Source organism: Pseudomonas sp. MG-9, assembly GCF_018729515.1.
GTDB lineage: Bacteria > Pseudomonadota > Gammaproteobacteria > Pseudomonadales > Pseudomonadaceae > Aquipseudomonas > Aquipseudomonas serboccidentalis.
The window spans coordinates 231,154-257,873 of record NZ_JAHHZH010000001.1 but is presented as its reverse complement, the minus strand read 5'-3'; the positions used below and the strand labels follow the sequence as shown (position 1 = coordinate 257,873).

At 62.6% G+C, this 26,720-nt stretch carries 13 protein-coding genes; 4 read left to right on the top strand and 9 right to left on the bottom strand.

From position 1 onward, the window contains the following. Positions 1-127 precede the first annotated feature (127 nt). Genes KKQ10_RS01215 through lexA form a run of 4 tightly spaced genes read right to left on the bottom strand, consistent with a single transcriptional unit; the run spans position 128 to position 5,859 of the window. Positions 128-3,226: an error-prone DNA polymerase gene (locus KKQ10_RS01215; protein WP_215499825.1), complete on the bottom strand. Its 3,099-nt coding sequence runs from the start codon at positions 3,224-3,226 to the stop codon at positions 128-130. Continuing rightward, the gene (locus tag KKQ10_RS01210; protein ID WP_127652490.1) at positions 3,202-4,617 is read right to left on the bottom strand and encodes a Y-family DNA polymerase; all 1,416 of its coding nucleotides are present in this window, start codon (positions 4,615-4,617) and stop codon (positions 3,202-3,204) included. Before KKQ10_RS01210 ends, KKQ10_RS01215 begins: the two co-directional genes overlap by 25 nt. 7 nt (positions 4,618-4,624) lie before the next feature. Then, complete coding sequence (gene imuA, locus KKQ10_RS01205) at positions 4,625-5,242, bottom strand: translesion DNA synthesis-associated protein ImuA (protein ID WP_215499823.1); 618 nt, start codon at positions 5,240-5,242, stop codon at positions 4,625-4,627. Then, on the bottom strand, positions 5,242-5,859 hold the full coding sequence (gene lexA / locus KKQ10_RS01200) for a transcriptional repressor LexA (RefSeq protein WP_215499821.1): 618 nt from the start codon (positions 5,857-5,859) through the stop codon (positions 5,242-5,244). The genes imuA and lexA overlap by 1 nt, the downstream gene beginning before the upstream one ends. Positions 5,860-6,044: 185 nt before the next feature. Here lexA and KKQ10_RS01195 point away from each other — a divergent pair, with 185 nt between their 5' ends. Beyond that, complete coding sequence (locus KKQ10_RS01195; RefSeq protein ID WP_215499819.1) at positions 6,045-7,703, top strand: phosphoethanolamine transferase; 1,659 nt, start codon at positions 6,045-6,047, stop codon at positions 7,701-7,703. 124 nt (positions 7,704-7,827) lie between these two features. On the opposite strand, the gene KKQ10_RS01190 is transcribed toward KKQ10_RS01195, so the two are convergent. The 3 genes from KKQ10_RS01190 to KKQ10_RS01180 all read right to left on the bottom strand — a co-directional run bounded on the left by KKQ10_RS01190 (position 7,828) and on the right by KKQ10_RS01180 (position 10,896). Next, positions 7,828-8,796, bottom strand: coding sequence for a Gfo/Idh/MocA family protein (locus tag KKQ10_RS01190; RefSeq protein WP_215499817.1), 969 nt, complete (start codon positions 8,794-8,796; stop codon positions 7,828-7,830). Between the two features lie 29 nt (positions 8,797-8,825). Then, positions 8,826-9,713, bottom strand: a complete 888-nt coding sequence (locus tag KKQ10_RS01185) for a Dyp-type peroxidase (protein ID WP_215499815.1) — start codon at positions 9,711-9,713, stop codon at positions 8,826-8,828. A gap of 142 nt (positions 9,714-9,855) precedes the next feature. Beyond that, positions 9,856-10,896, bottom strand: a complete 1,041-nt coding sequence (locus KKQ10_RS01180; protein ID WP_215499813.1) for an AraC family transcriptional regulator — start codon at positions 10,894-10,896, stop codon at positions 9,856-9,858. A 256-nt stretch (positions 10,897-11,152) separates the two neighbouring features. On the opposite strand from KKQ10_RS01180, the gene KKQ10_RS01175 reads away from it, so the two are divergent. The 3 genes from KKQ10_RS01175 (at position 11,153) to KKQ10_RS01165 (ending at position 12,778) form a co-directional block, all read left to right on the top strand. Beyond that, complete coding sequence (locus KKQ10_RS01175) at positions 11,153-12,055, top strand: SphA family protein (RefSeq protein ID WP_414892321.1); 903 nt, start codon at positions 11,153-11,155, stop codon at positions 12,053-12,055. A gap of 272 nt (positions 12,056-12,327) precedes the next feature. Beyond that, positions 12,328-12,519 carry a type II toxin-antitoxin system RelB family antitoxin gene (gene relB, locus KKQ10_RS01170; protein ID WP_127652498.1) on the top strand — a complete coding sequence of 64 codons (192 nt, stop codon included), beginning with the start codon at positions 12,328-12,330 and terminating at the stop codon, positions 12,517-12,519. Continuing rightward, positions 12,509-12,778 (top strand): type II toxin-antitoxin system RelE/ParE family toxin, encoded by a 270-nt coding sequence (locus KKQ10_RS01165; protein ID WP_127652499.1) that lies wholly within the window; start codon positions 12,509-12,511, stop codon positions 12,776-12,778. Before relB ends, KKQ10_RS01165 begins: the two co-directional genes overlap by 11 nt. 67 nt (positions 12,779-12,845) lie before the next feature. On the opposite strand, the gene KKQ10_RS01160 is transcribed toward KKQ10_RS01165, so the two are convergent. Continuing rightward, positions 12,846-25,280 (bottom strand): filamentous hemagglutinin family protein, encoded by a 12,435-nt coding sequence (locus KKQ10_RS01160; protein ID WP_215499811.1) that lies wholly within the window; start codon positions 25,278-25,280, stop codon positions 12,846-12,848. 216 nt (positions 25,281-25,496) lie between these two features. Beyond that, complete coding sequence (locus KKQ10_RS01155; RefSeq protein ID WP_215499809.1) at positions 25,497-26,606, bottom strand: substrate-binding domain-containing protein; 1,110 nt, start codon at positions 26,604-26,606, stop codon at positions 25,497-25,499. Positions 26,607-26,720: the final 114 nt, after the last annotated feature.

The following is a 26,720-nucleotide window of genomic DNA, read 5'->3' as shown; positions in this document are numbered from 1 at the left end:
GCCAATGAATTGGCTGCTGCCCCCCCCTGTAGGAGCTGCCGAAGGCTGCGATCTTTTGACCTTGTTTTATAAAATCAAAGTCAAAAGATCGCAGCCTTCGGCAGCTCCTGCATACAGGGGATTGGTGTTAATGAAAGTCGCGGCTCTGCACGCGAATGCCGTCGAGCAGCGAACTCAGGTCGCTCAGCCGCCCGGCGATCAGGTGCCGGACGTCGCCTTCACGCTCCCAGCGGCCATCGACCTTGAGCAGTTGCGAGCCGACCAGCACCTGGCGCTGCCGTTCAGCCAGATCACGCCAGACCACCACGTTGACGTTGCCGAATTCATCTTCCAGGGTGACGAAGGTCACGCCGCTGGCAGTGCCCGGTCGTTGCCGGCCGGTGACCAGCCCGGCGATGCTCACCGGTCGCCCGTGCTCGACGTCCATCAGCTCCTGCGAACTGCGGCAGCGTCGGGCCTTGAGTTCGCCACGCAGCAGCGCCAATGGATGCGGCCCCAGCGTGGTGCCGAGCGTCGCGTAGTCGGCCTGCAGGTCTTCACCGACACTGGGTTTGGGCAGCAGCACATCGGGCTCTTCCTGACTCGGTAACCCGGCAAACAGGCCCAGCTGTTTCTGCACCCCGGCCACTTCCCAGCGGGCGCGATGCCGATGCCCGGCCATCCCGCGCAACGCCCCGGAATCGGCAAGCAACGCCTGGGCCCGACTGTCGAGCGCAGCCCGTTCGCCCAAGTCGGCGACATCGGCAAACGCGCCCCGTGCTCGCGCCGCTTCGATGCGCCGGGCATCGTCCTCGCGAAACCCCTTGATCATCCGCAGGCCCATGCGGATCGCCGGTTGCGCGCCACTGATCGGTTCCAGGCTGCAATCCCAGTCGCTGGCGCGCACGTCCACCGGACGGATCTGCAATTGATGGCGGCGCGCGTCCTGAAGGATCTGATCCGGGCTGTAGAAACCCATCGGCCAGCTGTTGATCAGCGCACAGGCGAACGCCGCCGGTTCGTGGCACTTGAGCCAGCAACTGGCGTAGGTCAGCAAGGCGAAACTGGCGGCGTGGGATTCGGGAAAGCCGTAGCTGCCGAAACCCTTGATCTGCTCGAAGATCTGCGCGGCGAATTCCGGGGTGTAGCCGTTTTTCTTCATGCCGGCGGCGAGGCGTTCCTTGTGCGGTTCCAGCCCGCCGTGGCGTTTCCATGCGGCCATGGAGCGGCGCAACTGATCGGCCTCGCCGGGGCTGTAGTCGGCGGCGACGATGGCGATCTGCATCACCTGTTCCTGAAACAGCGGCACGCCGAGGGTGCGCTCCAATACCACTTTGAGCTTTTCCGAAGGATAGGTTTCCTCTTCTTCCTTGTTCCGGCGGCGCAAGTACGGATGGACCATCCCGCCCTGGATCGGCCCCGGACGAACGATGGCGACCTCGATCACCAGATCGTAGAACTTCGCCGGTTTCAGGCGCGGCAGCATCGACATCTGCGCCCGTGATTCGATCTGGAACACACCGATGGTGTCGGCGCGGTTGATCATCTCGTAGGTCGGTTTGTCTTCGGCCGGTATCGTCGCCAGGCTCAGATCCCGATGGCGATGACGGCGCAGCAAGTCGAAGCAACGGCGGATCGCGCTGAGCATGCCGAGGGCGAGGATATCGACCTTGAGCAGCCCGACCGCGTCGAGGTCGTCCTTGTCCCACTGAATGATCGTGCGCTCGGCCATGGCGGCGTTTTCCACCGGCACCAGCGTGTCCAGCGGCTGCTCGGAAATCACGAAACCGCCAGGGTGTTGCGACAGGTGCCGGGGGAAACCGATCAGTTGCCCGGTCAGGCTCAGCACCCGACGCAGCACCGGGCTGTCGGGGTCGAACCCGCCTTCGAGCAAGCGCGCCAGCGGTGGCGTTTCATCGCTCCAGTGACCGCAGCAATCGGCCAGCGCATTGATCTGATCCGGCGGCAGGCCGAGGGCCTTGGCCACATCGCGTACCGCACCGGCGGCGTGATAGGTGCTGACCACCGCTGTCAGCGCCGCACGCCGGCGACCATAACGGCGGAACACGTATTGCAGGACTTCTTCGCGGCGTTCGTGCTCGAAGTCGACGTCGATGTCCGGCGGTTCGTTGCGCTCTTTCGACATGAAGCGTTCGAACAGCAGCGTGGTGCGGTCCGGGTCGATCTCAGTGATGCCCAAGGCAAAACACACCGCCGAGTTGGCTGCCGAACCCCGGCCCTGACAGAGGATTTTTTGCTCGCGGGCGAAGCGCACCACATCATGCACGGTGAGGAAGTAGCTTTCGTAGCCGAGTTCGGCGATCAGATCCAGCTCTTTGTTGATCTGCCTCAGCACTTTGAAGGGCGCGCCTTTTTTCCAGCGCCAGGCGATGCCCTCTTTAGTCAACTGGCGCAACCACGAACTACCGGTATGCCCTTCGGGCACCAGCTCTTTCGGATACTGATAGCGCAACTCGCCCAGATCGAAAGTGCAGCGCCGCGCCAGTTGCACCGACGCGTCGAGCAACGCCGGCGGATACAGTTCGCGCAATACATCGAGGCTGCGCAGATGGCGCTCGCCGTTGGGGTGCAGGCGCAACCCGGCCTCGGCCACCGGGACGTGATGACGGATCGCGGTCATGGTGTCCTGCAAGGCTCGCCGGCCACGGGCGTGCATGTGCACATCACCGCTGGCCACGGCGGTAATCTGCAGTTGCTCCGCCAGATACAACAGTGCCGCCAACCGGCGCTGGTCGTCCTGCCCACGATGCAACTGCACTGCCAGATACAGCCGCGCGCCGAAGGTCTGTTTCAGCCAGCAGCCCTCCTCCACGTCATCCACGGTGTCCGGCACCCACAGCGTGAGCAACCCTGGCAACGGCTCGCTGAAATCCTCGCGCAGTACCTGATACTGGCCTTTCTGCGCACGCCGTCGAGCTTGAGTGATCAAGCCGCACAAGGCCTGATAACCCGCGAGGTTCTCCACCAGCAGCACCAGTTTCGGGCCGTTGTCGATGCGGATTTCGCTGCCGATGATCAGCGGCAGTTCAACCGATTTCGCCGCCTGCCAGGCACGGACGATCCCGGCCAACGTGCACTCGTCGGTGATCGCCAGCGCCTGGTAAGCGTGTTTTTTCGCCCGCTGGAACAGCTCAAGGGCACTGGAGGCACCGCGCTGGAAACTGAAGTTCGACAGGCAGTGCAACTCGGCATAGCCGTCGTTCATGCAAACCAGCCCTGCAGCCACAACGGACCGCCCTCGCCCACGGCCCGATAGGCCCAGCCCTGCTGACCGGCGCGGTTCTGGATCAGGTAGTAATCGCGGCGCACATCGTCGCCGTCCCACCAGCCGGACTCGATGCGCTCCGGGCCCATGAGAATTCGCGCCGAACCTTCCGGCACGCTTTGCGGTTCGCCGAGCAGCCAGCCCGGGCGCTGAACGCTCGGCAACCCGCTGCAGCGCTGTTTATCAACGCCGTTTTGCCACGCACATTCCGGGCGATGATCGGCCTGGAAGCGCAGGCCCTGCACCGCGTCATCGCCGAGCCGTGCGCGCAGGCGCTCGCGCAATTGCTCCCAGGGCAAGGTCTGTTGCGGACGCTCATCGAACAGCTCCTGAAACTGCGGCACGAAACTCGGCAGATCTTCGGCGCGCAGGCGCAAACCACGCACCGGCGCCTCGACCTGCACCTGTTCCAGTCGCCCCCGGGCCAGTTCGAAGAGCATCGCCGGATCGCGCTCGGCGCTGAGCAGGCCGACCTTGATCACGCTGTCCGGCAGCCCGGCGTGCTCCAGGTGCAGGTCGAAACGCTGCACGCCACTGTCGCGTCCGCAGAGGAACGCCGACAGATCACCGGTCAACCGGCGTAACGGGAACAGCAAGGCCTGATGGGATTGCACGTCGAAATTCAGCTCGATGCGCACATCGAAGCGATCCGGCGGCAGATAGAACGCCAAGGCCAGTGGGCGTGCGCCGAACAGGGTATCGAGGTGTTTGAGCATCGACGCTTCGAAACGCCGGGCCAGGGCCTGACGCGGCAGACTCTGCACCTGGCTCAGATTGCGCAGGCCCATGCGCGCCAGCGCCGTAGCGACTGGCGGCTCCAGCCCGACGCGGTCGACGGGCAACTGCCCGAGGTGATGTTGCAAGGCCTCACCGTCGGGCACCACCAGACCGTCGTAGGCGTTGGCCAGCACGCGCGCCGCCACCGGATTCGGTGCGGCGACGATGCGATGCCGGAACCCCAGTTCGGTCAGTTCCTTGCGCAGCCGCGCTTCGAACTGCGCCCAGGAGCCGAACAGGCCCAGGCTGGATTCAATCTCGAACACCACGGTACGCGGGTAATGCACGCTGACCTGCGCGCTGAACCGATAGGCCCACGCCGCAAGAAACTGCTGCCAGTGCTCGACCTCGGCGAGGTCGTAGTCGGCGGTGGCAAAACCTTTGCTCAAAGCCTGCGCGGCAGTCATCGACTGGCCAGCGCGCAGGCCGAGCTGACGCGCCGGGGCATTCACCGCTTGCAGCACCCGGCGCTGGGCCGGGCCGCTGAGCAGCACCAACGGTTCATCGGGATCGGGACGCTGACGCAGCACCGCGTCGAGCGCCAATTGCGGGAACAGAATACAGACCCAGCGCATGACGACCTCAGTGCCCCACGGCAAACGCAATCGGCGCCGTGCGCGCCAGTCCACCCCGGCATTTGAGCACGCGCAACTGGGCAGGTTTGGCGTCGATGGCAATGCGCAGCGCCGCCGGCGACGGGTTGACCGCCTCGCTCAGCGGGCGCCAGGCAAAGGCCAGGGTCTGGCCGGTTTCCGCCGCCACCTGCAGGCGCCGCAACGCGCGGTCATCGGCCTTGTGCGGCCAGCACAGCACCGCGCCGCAACTGCCCGAGCGCAGGCATTGTTCCGCCGCCCACAAGGCCTCGCGTTCGCTGGCCTGGATCACCGACAACTGACGCAGATCGATCCCGGCGTTCTCCCACGCCTGCGGGTACGGCACGAACGGAGGCGCCACCAGCACGATGCGCTCGCCCGCCGCCGACAACCGCGCCAGGGTCGGCCAGACCAGTTGCAGTTCGCCAACCCCGGGGCCGGCCAGAAGGATTTCGCTCAGCGCCGCTTCCGGCCAGCCGCCGCTGGGCAATGCCGCATCGAGCGCGGCATGCCCCGTGGGTTGCGGGCTGGCAGCCGGGGGCGCAGGCCGGCCCTTCCAGACCTGGCCGCCATTGAACAGCGTATCGAGTGCAACGACGGCGCCCATCAGCCTTGCCTCACCAGACCGCAGAACACCCCTTCGATGGCCAGGTCCTGATCGTCGCGCACGACAATCGGCTGGTACGCCGGGTTGCGCGGCAGCAGGCGCACCGTCGCGCCGACACGTTCGAAGCGTTTGATCGTCACTTCGCCGTCGAGCCGTGCCACCACGATCTGCCCGTTGAGCGCCTCGGGATTGCGCTTCACCCCCACCAGATCACCGTCGAGAATGCCGTCCTCGATCATCGAGTCGCCCTGCACCCGCAGCATATAGTCGGGCGTGCGGGAGAACAGCGCCGGGTCGAGCATCAAGCGGCTATGGATGTCGGCATCGGCGCCGATCGGCGCACCGGCGGCGACCCGGCCGAGCACGGGAATATCGAGCAGCTCCGGTCGCGCCGGTTGCCCGAGCAGACGAATGCCCCTGGCCTGATGCGGATTGACCTCGATAAACCCGGCTTCGGTGAGCGCCAGCACATGCTTGCGCGCCACGCTGCGCGAGGCAAAACCAAAAGCCTCGCTGATTTCAGCGAGGCTTGGGGGCTGACCGTGTTCGGCGATGCGTTCGCGGATAAAGGTCAGGATGGCGGTACGGCGGGGAGTGAGATTGGTCATGGAGTACATTTGTACTCCTATGGAATTTTACTGACAAGCACCGCCAGTCGGCCCGAGCCTTCGGCAGCGCCTACACGGGAATGCGTGGGTGCGGCTGTAGTTGTTACAGGATGTTTACAAAATTTTTACTATTGCTCTTCTACAGTTACGCGCGTTAACGCGCGTGTTTTCTATCGAGTAGAGGAATGTCTGCAATGGCTTTGGGCAAAGGACTGCGTTTACCGTCCATCACTTCAACCCGTCTGGTGCTGCTGTTTTCCCTGGCACTGGTGGCGCTGTACAACCTGGCGACCTGGAAGGCACTGGGTACGCTGATCACCCTGCAAGGCGCGCACAAACTGGCGTTTTTTGCCTCATTCGGGTTGTTTCTGTGGGCCGCCATCACGCTGTTGCTGACCCTGGTGTCGTTTCGCTGGACGCTGAAACCAGCGCTGACCGTGGTCGCCCTGCTCTCGGCCTGCGCCGCGTATTTCATGAATGAATACGGGATCACCATCGACACGGTGATGATCCAGAACGTGTTCGAAACCAACCCGGGCGAAGCCGCCGCGCTGTTCAACGGCAAACTGCTGGCCTACGTGCTGCTGCTCGGCGTGCTGCCGGCGGTGCTGATCTGGCGTTGGCCGGTGAGTTATCGGCCGTTCTTTCGCGGCCTGCTCAACAAGGTGCTGGTGATCGCCGCCTGCGTGCTGGTGATCGGTGCCTCGGTGGGCGCGTTCTATTCGACCTACGCGCCGATCTTCCGTGAAGAAGACAAGCTCACCCACTTCATCAACCCGACCAACTACATCTACGCCATCAGCAAGTACACCAAGCAACGCCTGGGCATCAAAAAGCACTTCGTGGTGCAGGCCATCGGTGAAGACGCGGTGATGAGCGCGAAGGCCGCCAGCCGCGAGAAGAAGTCGCTGATGGTCTTTGTAGTCGGCGAAACCGCACGCGCCGATCACTTCTCGCTGAATGGCTATGCACGCGAGACCAATCCCGAACTGAGCAAGCTGGACATCCTCAACTTCACTCGGGTGCATTCCTGCGGCACGTCCACGGCGGTGTCGGTGCCGTGCATGTTCTCGATGTTCCCGCGTGAGGACTACAGCGACAAGAAAGGCAAAACCTACGAAGGCCTGCTCGACATCCTGCAACGCGCCGGCGTGCAGGTGCTGTGGCTGGACAACAACAGCGACTGCAAGGGCACCTGCCTGCGTGTGCCGCACCGCGACATCGCGAAGAACCAGCCGGGGCCGTTCTGCGACGGCAACAACTGCCTCGATGAAGCGCTGCTGGCCGACCTGCAGAGCTACATCGACAGCCTCAAGGGCCACGCAATCATTGTCCTGCATGCCGACGGCAGCCATGGCCCGGAATACTACGAGCGCTACCCGAAAACCATGGAGCGTTTCACCCCGATCTGCCACACCAACCAGTTGGGCAGTTGCAGCCGCGATGAGCTGGTGAACGTGTACGACAACACGATCCTCTACACCGACCACTTCCTCGCCAAGGTGATCGAGTTGCTCAAGCGCAATCAGGACACCCTCGATACTTCGATGGTGTATGTCTCCGACCACGGCGAATCACTGGGCGAAAACGGCCTGTACCTGCACGCGGCGCCGTATGCGCTGGCGCCCGAGGCGCAGACCCATGTGCCGATGGTGATGTGGTTTGGAGACTCCACGCTGACCCATGAAGGGATCGATCGGGGTTGTCTGCAAGGCAAGGCCGGCCAGGCAGATCTGAGCCACGACAACCTGTTCCACTCGGTGCTGGGGTTGTTCGAGGTGAAGACCTCGCTGTATCAGCCGGGGCTGGATATTTTTCAGGGTTGCCGGCCTTCCATGACGGCCGCGCAATAACCCGGACAGCACAAATATCCTTGTAGGAGTGAGCCCTGCTCGCGATAGCGGAGTGTCAGACACCTGATTTGCACCTGACATACCGCTATCGCGAGCCGGCTCACGCCTACACAGGAACTGTGCGCTAGTGGCGTTTGAGGATCTGGTCCATGACCCAGTCGGTCTTGAGGGCTTGTTCGGCGACTGCGGGATGATTTGACTCACCACGAATATGCGCATTCATGCCTAGCACGTGGTGCCACTGAATATGCTCGTGATGCGGGATGTCCAGGCTGATCTGTTCATCGGCGAACAGCTGCACCGGATGCTCGTCAAATACCGAGAAGCCGATCCGCCCCTGGCTGCCGATGATCTCGACCCGGTCCTCGCGGCGATCCGCGACAAAGCTCCAGCAGCCCATGCCCAGCGCCCCGGAGGCGAACCGCCAACTGGCGCTGACGGCATCTTCGGCGGCATACAGACCGGCCTGTCGCGCGGTGAATCCGGCGACTTCGACGATGTCGCCAAGCAGGTACTGGAACAAGTCAAAACCATGGCTGGCGAGGTCGGCGAAGTAACCACCGCCGGCCACGCTCGGGTCGGTTCGCCAGTTGGCGCTGCCGTCCAGATCCGCCGCTGACGGTGCCTTGGTCAACGTCCAGCTCAGGTGTCGCACTTCACCGATGCGGCCCTGCGCCAGCCAGTGCCGCACTTGCGCAAAACGCGGCAACGAACGGCGGTAATATGAGACGAACAGGTGCAGACCGGCATCGGCAAACGCCTGCTGCATCTCGCGGCTTTGCCCGGCGTTGAGCGCCATCGGTTTCTCGACGCAGCAATGCTTGCCAGCGGCGGCGACTTTCAGGCTGTAGGCGTGGTGACTGTCGGGCGGCGTGGCGATGTACACCGCGTCGACTTCGGGGTCGTTGATCAACGCATCGACATCGGTATAAACCCGGGCGATGCCATGGCGCGCCGCATAATCGCTGACGGCTTCGAGGCGCCGCCCCATCACCGCCACCAGCGCCGAACCCGGCGCCTTGTAGAAGGCCGGCCCACTCTTGCGCTCAGCGACGCTGCCGCAACCGATCATGCCCCAACGCACCACGTCCATGGTCATCCCCTCCGTTTGCTTGAAAAGCCTCAGCCAATACGCAGAGCGCGCAGGTCGAGGTGGCCGTCTTTCAGCGGCGGGCACCAGTAATAGCCGCCGGTGATCGGCCGGCTGATGCGGTACAGACCGTCAGTGATGCCGTCTTCCAGACCGCTCATACGGCGCAGTTGTGCCTCGAAGGCATCCAGCGAAAAACCGAACGCGAGGAACATCAGGCCGGCGCGATCGCCTTCGATCCACGGCATCGAACGGCGCACGACGAAGGCTTCAGGGGCGAAGCTTTCCTGGGCGGTACGTTTGACGTGGGCGGAAACTGGCGCGTCGTCGATCTCTTCGTTGTCGCTCAGGCGACGGCCCATGATGCTGTCCTTGTCTTCGGCGGACAGCTGATGGAAGCCCTTGAGGTCGTGCTGCCACTGCTGAATCGCGGCGAAGCTGCCGCCGACCAGCCCTTCGGCGCCCTCGCCCAGCAACGCGGCTGCGATGGCGGCTTCGTCGTGCGGGTTTTCAGTGCCGTCTTCGTAACCGGTCAGGTCGTGGCCGTCCTTGTGGCGGAAGGCTTCCTGGGCCTGCACCAGACGCAGGGCCGGGGCCAGTGCGGCCTCGAAGGCTGCGCAGCGGTTGAGCAGTTCGCCGCGGTCGACGCCGTGCAGCCAGACCCACAGCGCATGCTGGGTCGACGGGTTTTCCACGCCGACGCCGGTCATGGCCGGGAAGCTGCGCAGGCCGTCGATCTGCACGTTCAGGGCCTTGGCCAGGGATTCACCGAAACCGACCACCGCCGACTTGCCGTCCACCAGGTTCAGCAGGTTGTCGATCGCCTGCGGCAATGCTTCTACCGATTCAAGGGCGAAAAACAGGTGACGTGCTTGCGCAGGAACTGGGGTGGCGAGAATGCCCGGCTGGTAGTAACTCATGTGAACTCCTTGGGAAAGTGCGCGGGAGTTTACCTGTAGCCGGAGGATTTGTGGGGTTGCAGTAAGATCAAAAGATCGCAGCCTTCGGCAGCTCCTACAAGGATCGGTGTAGGAGCTGCCGAAGGCTGCGATCTTTTGATCTTCAAAGGCTAACGGCGCTCTCCTGCCGCCACGCACTCGGGCTCATCCCCGTCCAGCGCTTGAACGCCCGACGAAAACTGCGCACATCGCTGTAGCCGACTTCTTCGGTGATGCGCTCGATCGGCATGTCCGGGTTGGCCAGCAGACTCATCGTCCGCGCCTGGCGCACCTGTTCCAGCAGCGCCTCAAAGGTCAGTGCGTGCTCGGTCAGGCGCCGGCGCAAGGTGCGGCTGCTCATGTTCAGGTCGCCGGCGATCTTTTCGATGTGGCTGCCCCGGCTCAGGTCCCGGGCGATCGCCCGTTCCACCGCCTGAATCAGATCGAGTTTCTGGTGCACCTGCGCGGCTTCCAGCTCCAGCAAGGCAACGGCCTGACGCAGCGCCAGGGAATGATGATTGGGCAGGTTCACGTCCAGCCATTGCGCGTCGATCAGCATGCGGTTGTGCAGGCAGCCGAAGCGCACATCTGGCCCGAGCAGGCGCTGGTATTCGCTCAGATAATCCGGCGCGGCGTGCACGAATTCCACGGCGATCGGCTTGAATTCGCTGCCGGCCAATGCCCGACCGTACACCAGCAGGCTGGCGAAAAACTCTTCGACCGCGAACACCTGCACGTCGGCGAACGGCAAGCGGCACTCGGCATCGAGGTGCACCTGCCCGCCCACCACATCGACACTGGACACCACAATCCCGCCAGAAGTGTGCTGGTGGCGGATCCCCAGAGCAAAGGCATCGCGCAAGGTCTTGCACAGCGACAACACATGCCCGAGCAGCCCCAGCGTACCCAGCACATTCTGTGCGCCCACCCACAGACCGAGGCCCTGATTGGGCAGCACTTTGAGCGCGCGCTGAATCATCGCCACGGCCTGGCGATAGGAAATCCGTTGCGCCGGATCCTGCAGATCTTCAAGCGTGAAACCCAGGCCACGGCACAGGCTTTGCGGGTCGATGCCCTTGTTGTGCACGACTTCGGCGAGGGTTTGCAGGAGGAACGGCGACACCAGCGCCAGTTCGAAGGTCGGGTCTTGGACTTTTACGTTCATGGGGGCTGACATTCCGGATCACGCTTGATTGTTATTTTTGTAACCGGTTATGTCGAAGGAAGTTAGCACAGGGGACGCGGACTGTCCGCAGAAGCCCCCCTCGATGTCCGCCAATACCCTGCCCCAATGTACGCCAAACGCTTATTTCTATCGTACCGGCGCCCCGTGCGACCGGTGCCAGGTCCCAATCACAATAATAATGAGGACAGTTATGAGCCCGAACCGTGCGCCCTCCTTCTTGCCGCTCGCCCTTTTCATGGCGGGTTGCGCCCTGACGTTGCCAGCCCTGGCCACCGAGGCCGGCGTCGACAACATCGGCACCGGCACCGACGGTTTCTTCATGTTGCCGCTGGAAGTCGACAGCCTTCCGCAGAACATGGTCGCGTTCAACCTCTACTACAACCATTACAAAGCGACGAAGCTCAACATCAGCTCGTTGGGCGGCAAAGTGCCGAATGTCGAAATCGAATCCACTGCGGTCATTCCGCGCCTCGACTACCTGAGCCCGGTGCGGGTACTGGGCGGTCGCCTGGCCGGCTACATCGCCCAGCCCTGGCTCAAGCAGGAAGTCTCGGTTTACGGCCTCAGCGATACCCGCGAAGGCATGGGCGATACCACCATCGCGCCGATCATCCTGTGGGACATGGGCAAGAACCTGACCCTCGCCGCCGCCGTGGAAATCACCGTGCCCACCGGCGAGTACAGCGTCGATCGGCTGGCCAACACCAGCAACAACTTCTACACCTACAAGCCACTGTTCTCGTTCACCTGGCTGCCGACCGACAAGACCGAAGTGTCGATGAAGACCACCTACAGCTTCAATGAGAAGAACAAGGACACCGACTACAAGTCCGGGCAGATCTTCCACTTCGATTACTCGGCCAGCTACAAGATCACCGACGACCTGATGCTCGGTCTCAACGGCTACTACCTCAAGCAGACCACTGACGACAAGCAGTACGGCCACACCGTGCAGTTTGCCGGCCAGGACGTGGATGACGGCGTACGCGGACAGGTGTTCGCGATTGGTCCGGCGTTGCACTTCACCTTTCTCAAGTACGCCAGCGCAGAGATTCGCTGGGCCAAGGAGTTTGACGTGGAGAACCGCCCCGAAGGCGAGATGCTCTGGGCAAAAGTCAGCATCCCCTACGCTTTCTGAACTCGACCTGTAGGAGCTGCCGCAGGCTGCGATCTTTTGACTTTGTTTTTTGAAAGCAAGATCAAAAGATCGCAGCCTGCGACAGCTCCTACACGGGGGACGGTGTTGTGGGCGAATCCGATGACAACGTCCGTCGTTTTTCCCTTATGGGCAAAGGAAACGTCCGACATCTTTCCCGCCAGCGCTTCGGGATACTGGGTACTTCGTCTTGCCAGTGACGACAGCGAGCCCCATCCCCCTTAGACTGCTTCACATTGATCATGGAGGTCATTATGAGCGCCGAACTTTTCCCCATCGTTTCAGACTTCGAAACCCCAGAGCAGGCCGCCAGCTACGATCGCTGGTTCCGGGCCCAGGTGCAGGCCTCGATGGATGATCCACGGCCCAATATCCCCCACGAGCTGGTGATGGCCGAGATGCGCGCCCTCATCGAATCGAAACTCAACAAAAACAGTGCGGGTTGACTGGCGACCTGAAGCTCGCACTCAACTCTGGCAAACCCTGAACTACATCGCTGACCGCAACGCCATTGCGGCCAGTCAACTGAACGCAGCCATCGAAGTGGCTACCTCGGCCCTACCTCGACACCCCTATCTTTATCGATTTGGCCGAGTCACCGGGACCCGGGAAATTGTTGTCCACCCCAACTACGTCGTGGTCTATCGGGTAACTGACCGGATAGAAATTCTGAACCTTTTGCATGCTCGACAAGCATATCCCTAAGGCTCCCCATCCAATCGACAAAAAAAGGGCGACCCACCGGCCGCCCAAAGTACTACACGAGAGTCTTTTACAACGTCAGTTGCCCACGCTCCTCCTCGGTCAGCTGCTGTTTGGCCTGCTCATCCAGCGCCCCGGCCCCCAGCACCTGCACCGGGCTGTTCGGGTTGTATCCGGTGGCCGGTGCACGGCTGGCGCCGTCGCGGGACGGTGTCAGTTGTTCGTTGCCGAAACTCAGCACCTGCACGGTAAACACCGACGCCTGATTCTGCCGCGCCGCCGCTTGCTGTTGGCGGGCGACGTCTTCAGCGGCCTGGGTCGCTGAAGACGCAGCGGAACTGGCCGAGGTGATCGCCCCGGTGTTCACCGCCGCCACCACGGGTACGCCACTGGCCTTGCCCTGCACCGCGATGTTGGCGGCGTTGACCACGGTCAGCGCGGCAATGTTGACGTTGCCGGAGACGCGAATCCCCGCCTCGCCCGCATCGATGGTACCCAGCGGCGCGATCAGGTCGATGTCGCCCGGTGCCACTTCGGCAATCGGATTGAGCGTGGCGATACCGGCCCCGGTGCTCGGCACCGATGGCGACAGCGTGACGTTGCCCCAGGTGTCGTAGACGCGTTTGGGCGGGGTGTAGACCACGGTGGTTTTCGAGCCGCGACCGGCGTTGATGTCACCTTCGGCCGACCAGCCGAGAATCGAGCCGCCGAAGGTGGTCATGATCCGGCTCTGCCCCAACAGGATGCTGCCCTGCGAGTAGAGCTGAATATTGCCCGAGCCCTGGGTGGTGATCCCCGCCGTCGACGGTGGCGCCGCACCTTCGATGCCGAACACCTGACCGCCGCCTGGGGTGAGCATCTGGATATCGCCGCCGAACAGGGTCTTGACCCCGGCGCCACCGTACAGCGTGATGTCGCCGTCGTAGCGGATCGGATTGCCCGCCACATCGGTGGCCGGAAACAGCGCGGCAATGGCGTTGCGACCGCGCAGGTAACTGCCTTGGCGCGGACCGTCGACGTCGGTGTATTCCAGACCTGCGGCGCGCAATTCGGCGAAGTACACCTGGCGGGCGAAGATCGCTTGCTCGGCACTCGGCAGTGTGGCGAAGAACGTTTTCGCCTGCTCGACGTTACCGCTGAAGCCGTAACCCAGCGTTAGCCAGCTCTGTAATTCGTCGAGATAAGTCTTGACCACCTTGCCCGATTGACCGTTAAGGGACGTGTTCGGATCGGCCAGGTTCTGCGAGTTGAGGTAACGCGCGATGAACCGCGAGTAATCCGGCCCTTGCGCGCCTGCACCGGCCTGCAACACGATGCTCGCACCCGGTCGGCGGTCTCCCGCCGCGATCGGCCCCAGGCTGGTAATAGCGGCCCGATCCTCCATCAGGATGTTGCGTCCGGCACTGATGTCCAGCAGGCCGGGGCCGGCGATATCGAAGGTGCTGTAGAGAATGTCGCGTCCGGCCGATACTCGCGAGACATCCCGCGGGTCGTTGTGAATGAACAAGTTGCCGGTCGACCTGATCTCTTCGTTGTTGCGGCCCATACCATCAGCGTCTACCCATGTAGCCTGGCCGAGATTGGTACCCGAGGCGACGATATCGCGCCCGGCGAGCATCCAGACCGGCCCGGCCGCTTCGTACCAGGTTCGCTGCGTTATCCCGAATCGTCTGAACTCCAGTGATTCGCCGCTGCGTACCCCCACCAAGTCGCCGGTCAACGCATAGATCCGTGCGGGCTCCTGCACGCTGCCGGAACCCGAATAGCTGTTTGCCCCAAACGCGAACAACGGATAACGGGCGTTGCGCGAAGCCTCGACGCCGTCACCGCTGTTGTTGGTCATGACCGGTTTGCTGGCAAGGCTGTTGTCGAAGCCGTTGAACGATGGGGCAAACGGCGTGGTAGCGGCCGAAGAACGGGCCCCTGATTGATTGATCGCGTAACCGCCGGCGTATATCGAATCCCCCGCCAGCAGCTCCAGTTGACCGGACGCCGCCGGGGCGAGCAGCAACGAATAGCCAATCCCCGTCCGGCTGCCCGAATTGTAGGCGGCCGAAGGTCCCGCGTAGATCGAGCCTTGCGCGGCCACGGCGCGCAGAATCGAGGGATACACGAAACGCCCATCGGTGGGTGCGGTGTTCAGCGAGAACGTCACCGCATCGGGCTCGGCCAATTGCGTGCTCGGCGTGAGATTGCCCCCCGCCGAGAACAGATCGATCGCCGTGCGATCGGTCCACAACGAAAATCCGCTCAACCCACCGCCCGCATGCAGCACACCGCCAGCGTCCGTAAAGGCTGTGGAGTTTTGCAGACGCACCCGACCCGGATCCGTTGCTCCGCCCAGCACCAGATCGCCGCGGGTATCGAGGCGCATGCCTGAATCCCCCGGAATCAACACCAGACCTCCCGCAGCACTGCTGATGGTCGCGTTGAAAGGGTCCAGGGCGCGGGTTTCGCGCGGATCTTGATCCACCGGCCCGGCGCCATAGTGCAGATTGACCCCGCCGAGGGCGCCGGCCGTAATGTGCGCCGCCCCTCGCAGGTTGATGAGAGCACCTTGCAAGTCATGATGCGGCGCATCGGTTCCGGTCACACCTGCCCGTGCCTGTAACGAAGGATTGAGCGAACCACCGACGCGAATATCGATGTCCCCCCCACCGGTCAATTGCAGGCTGCCGTCGCTGCCCACCCGCCCGGTGCTGCCGACCGCGACGATCAGGCCCTGACCTCGCGGGTAGAAATGGGTCAGGCCATCACCGACCGGATTGAGCATGCCGCCGTCCTTCCCGGCACGCAGGTTGATGTTGCCACCGCCCAGCGTGCCGAAACCGGTGAAGCCCACCAGATACGGCGCGGTACTGGCGCTATCGTCAGGCAAGGGTTGAGTCGCATAGCTACCGAAATTGATCCACCAGGCGGTCGGTATTTCATTGTTGCCGGTACCCTGGCGCCACAGCCAGTTGCCCACGGCTACGCTCGGAACCTGCTCGCGAATCTCCATCTGGTTGGTGATCGATCGTCGCCCGACGACATCCCCCGACACCGAACCGCCCGCGCCGATCGTCAAGTTGCCACCCAGTTGTGGGTACCAGGCTTGATACAGGCTGTCAGTGCCGCCGTTTACCCACTTTTCGTTATCACTACCGGCGCTGCCCAACACCGAGCCATCATCCGACAGGCGACCGCGCGGCTGGTTGAACTGCGGGGCAACATCGCTCGATTGAGTGCCTGAGGTATACACGCCGAAGGGTGAGCTCATACTCAGATTGCCACCGGCCATCAGGTCCAGATCACCGGTACCGGTACGCAGGACACTGAACATCTGTGTGTGAGGGGTGACCGTAATGCCACCTTTGTTCGGGGTGCAGTACGCGGGATCAAAATCACACCAGAACAGATCCGCGTCACTGACCGGTGTCCCGACCTCCCCGCCCATCGGGTTGCCGTCGGCCCACAGGAACTTCGATGGCGCCACGCAGACGCCGGGAATCGCATCGCACCAGAACATTTCATCGTCTTTCACGACATCACCGGGCGTGTATCCCAATCCGTTGTCAACAGCCCAGGTGGTGTCGAGTTTTTTCTCGGTGACCTTCATCCCGTAGTGGGTGTCCGCCAGCTGCAGGTTGCCCTGCGTGGTGACCGGTTTCACCAGTCGATTGTCGGCAGCCTCCAGGTCCGCTCCCGCCACCACCCGCATCGACCAGGAGGCACTGCCCGACGGCAGCATGCTCGCCACCGCCCAGTTGCGCCCCTGTTGCGTCCCGCTCAATGGGCGCAGATCGATGAACGCCGTGCCGTCGGCCAGCACCACATCGGTCATGGAAGGAATCAGTGAGCCGCGCTGCAACGCCAGTGAACCGTTCAGTTTCACACCGACGGCGCCATTGTCCGTGAAGGTCCCTGGCAACGGCACGCCCTTGGGCCAGAGCATGGCTTGCATTTCGGTCGCGGCGTTCAACCGGATACCTGCGCCCAGACGGCTGCCCGCAGGCAGGGTCACGCTGTCGCCGAGCAGCGTGCCGGCGGCGAAAAGCAAATTGCCCGCAGCATCGTGTATCGCGCCCGCCAACGCCGTTCCGGCTTCCAGAGTGTAGGGCCCTGCCAGAATGCCCTGAGTGGGCAACAGCGTGCCACTGACCAGGGTCGCGCCTTGAATCGGCAAGTCGTAATTGAGCGTCGTACCCACTGGAAACTTCGTGCCATCTGCCAGGGTGACACCCGCACCCGGCACAATCAGGTCGCCCCCGAACGGCTGAATGCCCGGTACCAGTTTCCACCCGGCATCGTCCACGGTTTCCGGCGGCGGCGCGAAACCGTCGTTGATGCTGCCGTAAATGTCGAGGTTGCCACCGGCACGGATAACCAGATTGCCCGACTCTCCGGAGCCATACACGGACGTCTTTGGCGTGTGTGGATTCAGGCTGGCGTAGCGGTAGCCGGACAGATCCAGATCCCCCTGCACGACGAGGTCGCCGTCGGCGCTTTTACTGGCGATTTCGACGCCCGGCCGCAGGTGGAACGCGTCGGCATAGGTCGCATTGTTCAATCCGGCCAGTTTGCGTTGCAAGAGGTCGCTGTTGCTCAGCGCAGCATTGATGAACGCTGTGCTGTCGCTGTGGATACCGTCCAGATAAGCCTGATCGATGACTTGGTACGGTCGACCGCTCGCAGCCGGATCGACCCCGTCAACGGCATCGGTGTAGCGTCGAGCCGCGTTGAGGTTGATGGCGCGGGCGCCCTGAATATTCAGCACGCCACGGGCATCAACGAGCATGTCGCCGACGCCTGCGCGTGGGGCATTGAGGTCCAGCGTACCGCGTGGTAGACCATCGTTTTGCCCGGCCAGTGCGCCACGCGGCGCGTCAGTGCCATAACGCAGGTCTATGCTTGCGCCGGAGGCAAGCGTGAGCAGACCGTCACCGGCATTGAGCTCGACCATTGCCCGGTTCGGCGCATCGATGATTTTGCCGTAGCTGTCGACCCGTAGCACACGCCCGTGAGCATCGAGCATTGCATGACCGGCAACCGTCAGACCGTTTTTGCCAGACAGGCGAATACTGCCGACCCGCTCCCCGCTGGCATCGATCAACCCATTCACCGTCAGGCTGCCGTTATCCACGGAGACGCTGACTTCGCCGGCCCTGAGCCCGTCACCGATCGACAGATCGCCCTGTTTGAGCTGCAAGCTACGGCTGCCAAGCACCTGCCCGGCATTCAGACGCTGATTCAGTGCGGCAAAGGCGGTGCTCAAATCGCCACCCAGATGCTGCGCACGAATGTCCACGCCACCCGCCTTGTAGGGCACCAGAGTGCCGCCCGCATCGTAGTAACCGCTGCTGGCCCCGAGGATTTCACCTTGTAAATCCACTATGCCCGCGTCTGCCGCCAGTGCCACGGCACTGAGATTGCCAGCCTGGTTATGACGCGCCGACAGATCGATACGCGAACCACTTGCCTGGCGAATATTGCCTTGGCTGCTGTAAAGCGCCACATCGCCACCCCAGCTGTATTTGCTGACGTCATTGAACGGCAACGTACGCCCGGCCAGGTCAAGTTGTGCGGCGCTGGTCAGCGTCAGATCGCTTTCAGACTTGACTACCAGTTTGCCGCTTGCCAGTGCGATGCGGCCATCCAGCAGCACATTGCCCGCGTCCAGCGTCAGCTCTGCGCCCAACGCATCAGCCACCGCCGCGCTCGCCACACCGCTCAGCGTCAGACTGCCACCGGCCTTGAGCAGGTTGACCGAGGCGGCTTCCCCGGTCAGTAACGGGGTCCGCAAGTTCAGATTGCCGCCGCTGTAGGCGTAACCCTTGACCGGATCGAAAGCGCCTTGGGTCTGGTAGACCGACAGGCTGCCTTTGTGGTTGGCGGTGATGCGTTCGCTGGCATTGAGGTTGACATTGGCGAACCCCAGCGCAAGACGATTGTTTTGATCCAGGCCATTGGGTTGCGAGTACGCGCCATAGCCAAACTCGATGCGTTGCGCCTCGATGTCCAATGTGCCGCGCCCCGTGCCGGCACCGCCACTGATCACCGCGCCAGGCGCCTGGGTTGCACCATTCCAGATCAGGTTGGCGGTGCGGATCGTCGCCACGTCGCCAGCCTCGCCCAGACCGTAAATCGCCGGTGTGGTGAGCATCAGGTTCTGCAAGCGGCTGACGCCAGTCTGCGGGTCATGGGTATCAAGCGTGACGTTGCCAAAGAAATTGAACGAGTCACGCGTCGTCAGGCTCAGGGTTTCCAAGGCCGGCGCGCCAAACTGAGTGTCACCGCGCAGTAGCCGGTCAAGGACTTTCTGGCTCAGTGTCAGGCCTGCCGGAACCCGGTCGCTGGCCGCCAGGACTTCAGCGCTGCCCGCGTTGATGGCACCGACCGCGAGCGCCAGGTGACGCGTACCGAAGCGCACCCCCTCGTCCAGTTCAAACCGCTTGTCGGTGGCGGCCGTAATACTGCCGTTGGAGTAGAGCAATGCCGGGCTGCGGCAATCGCCCGTGAGGCGAACACCGATGCGGACATTGCCTGCGCCTGTCACGCCGCTGCTCGCCGCGGGCGCCAGTACGTTCGTCCAGCCATTGGACACCACCAGCAGGCTCGCTTGACCCGGCTGATAAACGAAGCCGTTGGCGGAATCGAACGGCACCGCGCCTCTGTTCAACGTGTTGATGCCTGCGCCGGCTTCAACAGTGATACCGCCCAGGGTATTGGTCGTACGAAGCAGCACCTCGGGTGCCGAGAGCAATGCACCTTCGCGCAACGAAATATCGGTGGCGCTGCCTTTGAAATCGATGATGTTGCCCGTCGTCCCGTAGTACACAGACGGCGTTGCACCGATGACCAGACGACCGGCGTCGAGGTTATTGAGGGTATCGGCATAAATAGCGATGCCCTCGTAGCCCACCGTTCGCGAACGCCCGGCTCCCAGGATCTCGAAACTGTTACCGCGCACACTGGCTGTACCGGCAACCCCGCCCTGCGCCGCCCCGAACAACGTTTTACCGTTGAAGTCCAGCGCGTGATCGTGTTGGCCACCGCTACTCAGATCGAAAGTCAGCGCTTTGGCATCCATCGGTGCCAGAGCACGCGGTATGCCTCGTCGCGCGGCGTCACTGCGAATGAATTGGGTGAAATCGGTTTCGTTGTATTGCGAGTAACGACGCAGCACATCGGCCGACGTCAGGATGATCTGGCTGGCGAGACTGTTACGCAGCCCGGTATTGGCGATCGACAAGTAAGCAGAGCTGCTCCAGGAACCATTGTTCATTTTCAGCGCACTCACCGATGAACCCGGCGTGGCCTGACCGTCTACCTCAACGCGAAAGGCGCCCGGCAACAGGCTGAATGTCGATGGCAACAGCGTATAGGTTCCGGCTGCAAGCCCGGGCACGCCAGCGCCGATGGTCACCTGCTGGCCGATACGCGGGTCGACTGCGCCTGCCTCCGCGAGCATCGGTGCGTACGTGCCTTGATTACCGGGAACGATCGCATACACCGGATTGGTGCCAAGCCCGGGCAGACTGAACGTACCGTCAGCGGCATTGCGAACCAGCGGGTTGAAACGCGCATCGGTCGATCCACCACGCCCGGAAACGAAACCGGCGCCGCGCAAGTCCCCACCACCGGAGAGATCGATCAACGCACCGTTCTGCACGTCGACATATTGGGAGGTGAGGGTCACACCGGTGTTTTCCGAGGCCAGCCCTTCCAGCACCACGGATTTACCGTTGTAGCGATAGTCGATACCGTCCGTGGTACCACCATAAGGCATTACCAGCCCGGCGCCACTCACCGACGTCACACTGCCGGGCAGCAATTGAATGTCACGGGTCTTGATCAGCAAAGAATCGCCCAAGGTGATCTGCCCCAACGGAGCCCTGATGACCCCGGCCTGCTCGATCCGCCGCGCCGCCAGCGACAGATGACCGAAGACCGAATAGGGCAATGCCGCCGGGGCCGCACCGTGGCCGCTGATTCGCAAGGTACGTGATGCTCCGCCATAGGCTGCGGTCTGATAACCGACCCGTACTTCGGCTTCGACATGGCTGGCGGGATAAATCTGTGCGGCGCTGAGGTTCAGGTCTCCGGGTGTCCACAGTTCGGACTTGGTCAAATCCCCTGTCGGGGCGAGGAAGCGCAAGTCGCCAAGGCTGTCGAGCGATACCTGGTCGAATCCACGGTGACTGACGGTTGTCGCCGGGCCACTGAGTTGCGCGATTGAACCCTGCGCACCGAACGACAGGCTGTTGCCCACATCCAACAGGTTCGCTCTGGCATTGAACTGCGCTGCCGAAACTGAAGTGGTGGGCGTATTCAAGACGCGCGGGCGCATATAGCCGACGTTGGAGAAATACTTGCCTGTCCCGGACAGACGCAGATAAGGAGCAGCCAGATTGACCTGCGCAGAATCCTTCGATGCCTCGGCCAGGGACAGTGAGCTGGTGAACAGACTCAGGCTTTGGCCCATATGCAGGTCGACATCGCCATCGAACAGGATGGAGCCATTACTCAACAGGCTGAGGCTGTCGAAACCTCCCGACATCAGTTTGTCGGCGCTCAAGCGGGCCTGACCGTAGCGTATGTCGGGGTCAGTTTCACCGGCCTGTTGGCGCAGGATGATCTCCCGTTGCACGCGCACATCATTCGCACCCTGGGTGTCTCGGTAGAGGGGGCTCTCAAGGGCAATGTCCAATCCTCCCCCCGCCGCACCCGCCCCGCCGGCCGCCGCTCGCAAAGTGCCATTGAGCGACAGGCCGCTGTAGGAGCTCAGCGCGATTCGCCCACCGTCCGTAGCCACCCGGGTCGGGCCCGCCCCGGCGATATCCAACACCGCTTCGGTACCCGACGCCTCCAGGCGCGCCCCGCGCTGCACGATCACGAAAGCATCCGCGGAGGTCGCGGTCGCCTTCTTCGCGTCGATCTCGCCACCGATGACGATGCTGCCGCCCTTGCCGACCAGGCCGTACGTGCGCCCCAGATAATCGACGGCCGTTGCCGCGCGGCCGGCAACATCAAGCACCGCATGCTCACCGACCACTATCGAGCGGTTATGCAGCCGTGGATCGGCACTCTGGGGATTGCTCGCTACATCGATCATGCCGAACTGTTGCTGGCGAACATCGATCGTACCGCCCCAGGCGTCGAGCTCCCCATTGAGATCGATTTGCCCGGCGCCACGCACGCTGATGCGTTGACCCGGGTCGACGCTGATGCGCGAGCCCTGCCCCAGGGTCAACGCGCCAGCGCTCGGGTCAATCAGGTTTATTTCGCTGGCACCGGCCTGCAAGGAAAGGCTGGCGCCCGCTCGCTGCGTCAGCACACCCTTGACCGGGTTTTCCTGAAACAGTGTTGGCGTCCACAGTTCCAGTGCCGCGCTCGGATCGTTACTGCCGGGCCCTGTGAGCGCCGAATTACTGAAGCGATAAACCGGCATCGACACATCGACCCGCGTATCGTTCGCCACTTGCAGGCCGTTCAAGCCGATCACGTTGTAAGCTGAAAAACCGCGGTTGAACAGCGAGGGCGCCAGCTGCAGCGTCAGCCCGTCGAGGGGGCCGAGAGGCTGACCGATCACGACTTTGTTGGCCTGGATCGCCAGACTGCCGCCGCCCGTCACGCCGTAGCCACGCAGCTCGCCGTCCAGAATCATATGCGACTGGGCAGGCGCACTGCTCGCGCTGGACTCCAGAGTCACATCCCCGCCCTTCGCGCCACGAGTCTTGCCGTTGGCAAGGACGGCGGCGCCAGACGACACATCGAGAAGGCTGCCAGCAGCGATGTCGATGTCACCGCTGCTACGGATCGACACTCGCCCGCCGTTGAGCCAGGCCAGCCGATTGACGTCGTTCGCAGTGATGCGCAGATCGCTGTACAGGCCACGGGCGTCAAGTTGCACCCCCTCGGCGATCCCGACTCGTTTCGCCTGGCCGGCCGATCCAGGAATCACAGAACTGCCGGTCAACACGTTGCCCAGGTTCAAGCTGCCGCCGCGTGCAACCAGGTCTGCATTGACCTGCACCTGAGGGCCGAACAAGGTGATGTCACCGCCGGCATCAACGGCCACGGCGGAGTCGATCTGCACCTGTTCCCTGGCGGCGACCTTCAACGCCCCGAGACGGAATCCGTTAATCAGATCGCTGTCGAGGAACAACCGGCCCTGACGTTCGGCGGCCACTTCGTCAGTCAGGCCGACGTTTTCAGCGCCGAAGGGGTTCCTCCCCCCCACCCGTACTTGATCGAACAACGGGTTGAACTCATACACCAGGCCACCCGCGGTAGCCGAGTAGGCGGGGTCATAGCTGCCTGCAATCAATTGCCCCCGGCGCGCCAAAGCCGTCTGAGACTGGGCATAGCCGTCGAGTGCGGAACGCGGCGCCTGGGTTTGCCGCTCACCTTCGAACACCTCACCCAGCAACTGCCCATTGAGCAAGGCATTGCGTGTACCGACGATCAACTGCCCGGCGTCGCGGCCAACGGTATAGCCGGGCTCGAAGCGTTGCGAAGGTGCGATCAGCGGGTTAAAGAAATAGCTGATCTGGCCCCAGCGCTCACTGTGATCCTCATAACCTTTGTAGAACCCCTTGTAGAGTATGTCCCCGGGAGCACGCGACACTTCATACAAGCGCCCGTCTGCGCCACGCAGCCAGCTCTGGCGAATATCGCCACTTTGCACGTCCAGGGTGCCGCCCGACAGATTGATCAACGAGCCTTGCTCGGTGACCACGTCGTTGCCTGCAAAACTCGTTGTACCGCCCTGCGCCATCCACTCCCCGATGGTGTGCCCTTGCGTACCGAGATAACCGCCGACTTCGAGCAATCCGCCGGCGGTGTACCAGCGATCGGTGGCATAACCGTTGGTTCCGGCCGGGACATAGACCAGTTCACGCACATCGACCCAGATGTCGTTGCTGTTGAGCGCCCCGCTCTCACGGTTGACCGACGCATCGCGCTGCTCATTGCCTTGAACGTTGATCTTGATGCTGTTGTTTTCCATCGCCACTTTGACGCCAAGGGCACCGGACACATCGATCAGCGCACCTTCGCGCACAAGGCTTCGCAGTCGAGCGTCGACGGCCACCTGACCGCCGGTTGCCAGGGTAATCGAACCTTTCTGGAACTCGACGCTGCCACCGCTCTGAATCTCGATACGCGACTGATCGCCACGGATCCGGTTGTTCGCATCGACGCGGGTCAAGGCCGCTTGATGCTGACTGTCCAGCGCCGTCAGATCACTGCTGTCAAGCATGATCGCCGTGGTACTGCCCTGCCCCAGCGTCACACTGCCGGAGGTATCGGTCAGTGGGTTCGAGAGGTGAATCGTGCCCCGAGTCGCCACCGAGGTGCTGGTGAGCAACACGCCGTTCTGCACGACCTCATGCCCGGTCAAGGTAATGTCGCCGGTGGCGGCCTGAATCAGCCCGTTGTTGCTGGCCTTGCCGGCCGTGGCGCCGGCCTTGAAGCCCGGGATGACTTCGTTGCCGAAGGTGGTAGACAGCGTATTGCCCTCGGTACCCGAGCCTTTGCGGATGTAGAAGCGATCACCGGCTGCCAGTACCGTCTGGCCCTTGGCGGTGCTGATACTGCCGTCGTTCTGCACCTCCTGACCCAGCAACAATGCATAGCCGCCGGCATCAGTGGACGTCGACAGTTTGTGGGTTTGAATCGAGGCGCCGCGCTCCACCAGCACCTTGCCGGCAGCATCGGTGAAGGTTGGCTGGCTGCCGGTGCTGTCGAAGTACAGGCCACGGTCGCGAAACTGGATGTCGGTCATGTTGGCCGCGGCAGCCACCAGGTTGCGCACGTTGACCTGGCTGCCGCCGCTGAAGACGATACCGTTGCGGTTGATCAGCATCACCGTGCCGGCGCCCTTGATCTGCCCCTGGATCTGGCTCGGTCGGGCGCTCGGGTCATTGACCCGGTTGAGTACCGCCCAGTTCGCCTGTTGGGCAAATTCGACCGTCGTATTGCGTCCGACGTTGAAGGTTTCCCAGTTAAGGATCGCCTTGTCCGACGTCTGCTCGATACGCACATTGGTTTTGCCATCAGCCTGGGTTTGCTGCGGGCCTTTGGCGTTCTGCCAGCCCTGCGCAAGGCTGTTATCGACCTTCAAACCGCCCTCGCCCAGACCGTCCGGCACGAACTGAACCGAACCCGACGCCGCCGCGCGTCCGGCAGCCTGCGCCGCCTGCTGGGCAGCGATTGCCGCCACGGTGTTGTTGAGCGTCTGCAATGAACGCTGCAATTGCTGGTTGGCTCGTTGCTGCTGGGCCAGCGGTGGCGTCATCCCCGGCAACCCGCCAACACTCGGCCGAGCGGCCGCGGCCTGTTGTGCGCCACCCTTGGCAGCGAACCAGCCGGAACTGAACGCTGTCGCCGCTTCGGCGCTGCCGGCCACCAGACACAGCGCCACCGCCTGTGCCAATGGCTTGAGCAGCCACAGCGCCGGATCGGCAACTTCACGCTTGAGCCTCTGGGAACGGGTACCGCGACGGGATGGGCGAGCGAGCATCACTACGAGATCCTTTTTGATTGCCACACGAATCTGCAGGCGCGCAACAACCTGCTGTTACGACATAGGCAGTTGGTGAGGGGCACGACCGAACGGATGTCACACAAACTTCATGATCGGGGTGTAACTGCGAGAAAAAATGGCAGTCCCGTCAGCAGCAAAAAAAATGGCAACCCCGAAGGGCTGCCATTCGAACCGCTGACGATGTGTGAATCCTTACAGAGGACGGCCCACAGTGTTGCAGACGCTGGCGTTGTTGATGTCCAGGTTGTTGCCGGTGGAGTTGGTGATGAAGTTGGCGGTCACAGCGGTTTTCCAGTTGCCTGGAACCGGGATGAAACCGTGAGCGGCGGTAGCCACTGCGTTGCCCGGAGTGCTGTAGTGCTGGGTCAGGAACGCCTTCACATCGGCGGCCACGGCGGCGTCCTTGTAGCACTGGCCAAAGATGAAGTTGGTGTAAGCGGCCATTGCATAACCACTGGAAGGGTTAGCGACAATCGGAGACCACTGAGCCGGGTTGGCAACGTTGGTTGGCAGCGGTGCCGATGCCAGTGCGGTATTGACGTTGGCGCTGGTTGGCTGAACACCGTTGATGCGGGCAACAACCGCGTTGCTCGAAGCGTTGACGCCGTCCGGACCGACATAACCAATGGAACCATCGACTGCGTTAACGGCCGGAGCAACGTCAGCGGTGTTGGTGACGCCAACCCAGTTGGATGGAAGCGCCGAACCTGCTGGCAGGCGAGCGTTGGTGAAGGTGGTATTGACCGCGAACTTGGCCGGGCAGATCGAGTTCAGGTGGCGGCTGAGGATTTCAGTGGTGCCGCTGGACGCGGTGCGATACACAACGCGGATCGGTGTGGTGTCAGAGGTGTTCAACAACGCACCCCAAGTGGTCTTGGTGCCCGACAAGGCATCACACAACTGAGCGCTGGTCAGGTTGAGGGTGGTGTTGCCGGCTTTCTTGTAAGGGATCGCCACAGAAGTTGCCACCGATGGCAGCTGGATCAGCGGACCAAACGATGCGCCGTAGGTGGTGTTGTAGGTGCTGATTTCCGAAGCGCTGAGAATCGAATCGCTGGCAGCGAAGTGCACAGTGCCGGTGGTGCCGAATTGCGAAGCAGTGTTGGTCAGGAAAGCACTTTTGCCAATACCGCTACCGGTCACCGCGTAGCTGAAGTTGGCAGGCAGAATGCTGTTGGCAGAACCTTTGTACAGCGCGGCAGGCAGCGAGGCGCCACCGCCGGTTACGTTGGCGGCCATGGCCTGGGCGGATGCTAGAGCGGCGACGGTCAGTGAGGCGGCGATCAGAGTGCGCTTGAACATGAAGAATCTCCTTTTCAACTGGGTTGTGAACACAGGTTTTTCAGGGTGCTTGCATGACACTGGGAAGACTCACCTGGCCCTCGCTGGCGTTGGCCGTGGTTAAGTCGCACTGAG